The organism is Rhodococcus sp. NPDC127593, from assembly GCF_042671975.1.
In the GTDB taxonomy this organism is placed as follows: domain Bacteria; phylum Actinomycetota; class Actinomycetes; order Mycobacteriales; family Mycobacteriaceae; genus Rhodococcus_F.
Map to the genome: position 1 here is coordinate 1 of NZ_JBHXWI010000168.1, position 1,604 is coordinate 1,604.

A 1,604-nucleotide genomic window follows, 5' to 3' on the forward strand; every position below is an offset into this window, starting at 1 on the left:
AGCTTGTCGTTTAACCTCGGCCATCGCGCGGGGCAGTTGGTAATGATGTTGTTCGGCGTGTCGCCACGGCATGGGGCGACCACCGCCTGATCATCTTGAGGTTCCTCTCACAGAACTTTCGAGACAAAGGCAAGCGGTGGCCGTGAGTGTCAGTGTGCCCTACACGCAGGTGGTCGGGGAAGGGTCGTGCGCGGATGACCGGGTCGAGCTGGTGTCGTTCCGCGAAGAGTTCTACCGGTGTTTGTCGGCGCGCAGCGATGCGGTGTTCGAGCTGACCGATGCGCTGCTGTGTTCCGGGGACCCGGTCACCACACTGGTCGACTTGTCGCTGACCCCTGAGCATCGGCGCGGTCACGGCGCCTTGTACGACGGATTAAACTGCGGCCGAGTAGATATCGATCGACTGCGACGCGCAGTCGGAGCACTTCCCCTGCCGCGAAGCAGCGATGGCCGGATCGTCCTGGCCATCGATATCAGCCCGTGGCTGCGCCCGGATGCGCCAACCAGCTCCCAGCGAGCGTTCTGTCACGTCTATGGTCGCGGTAAGAATCAAGCACAGTTAATCCCCGGGTGGCCGTATTCCTTCGTCGCCGCGTTGGAGGTGGGCCGCACGTCGTGGACGGCGGTACTCGACGCAGTGCGCCTGCGGCCCGACGACGACGAAACTACGGTCACCACGGCACAAGTCCGCGAAGTAGTCGGGCGACTGCAATCGGCCGGGCACTGGAGAGACGGCGACCCGGACATCGTGCTCGTCTTCGATGCCGGGTACGAACTGGCACGGATGGCGTTCCTGCTCGCCGATCTACCGGTTCAGGTGTTGGGTCGGATGCGTTCGGATCGGGTGCTGCATTTCCCCGCGCCGCCGCCGGGTCGAACCGGGCGCCCACCCCGGCACGGTGCCGAATTCAAATTCGCCGACCCCCAGACCTGGCCCGAACCCGACAGCAACACCGATACCGACACCGACCGCTACGGAACAGCCGTCACTGCGGCGTGGAATCGGTTGCACCCAAGGATCACTCACCGTGGATCGTGGGCGGACCACCCGGGACCGCCGCCGATCGTCGAAGGCACGGTGATCCGGCTGACGGTCGATCACCTGCCCGGCGACCGGCATCCCAAACCGGTGTGGCTCTGGTGCTCACATCCGGGTGCGGGCACCGCCGATATCGACCGATTGTGGCAGATGTTTCTGCGGCGCTTCGACATCGAGCACACTTTCCGGCTGTTCAAGCAGACGTTGGGCTGGACCGCCCCGAAGATCCGCAACCCCGAGGCGGCCGACCGATGGACCTGGATCGTCCTGGTTGCGCACACCCAACTCCGGCTCGCCCGGCCGCTCGCCGAAGACCTACGCCGTCCGTGGGAACGACCCGCCCCACCGCGACGGTTGACGCCGGCGCGCGTGCGCCGAGGGTTTCCGCGCATCCGCGCGACCATGCCCAATCCTGCCAGTGCACCGAAACCCAGTCGACCCGGTCCCGGACGCCCACCCGGCTCGAGGAACCGCCGCCCCGCCCAGCACCATCACGTCGGGAAACGCACGAAAATCGACATCACGGAGCCAAAAAGTGAAACCCAACCAGGTTAAATAACAAGCT

General features: G+C 65.1%; 1 protein-coding gene. It reads left to right on the forward strand.

The genetic code is table 11. From position 1 onward, the window contains the following. The first annotated feature begins 142 nt into the window (after nucleotides 1-142). Entirely contained in the window at nucleotides 143-1,594 is a 1,452-nt protein-coding gene (locus tag ACFVJ3_RS49390) for an NF041680 family putative transposase (protein ID WP_378459032.1), read from the forward strand. The last annotated feature ends 10 nt before the right edge of the window (nucleotides 1,595-1,604 follow it).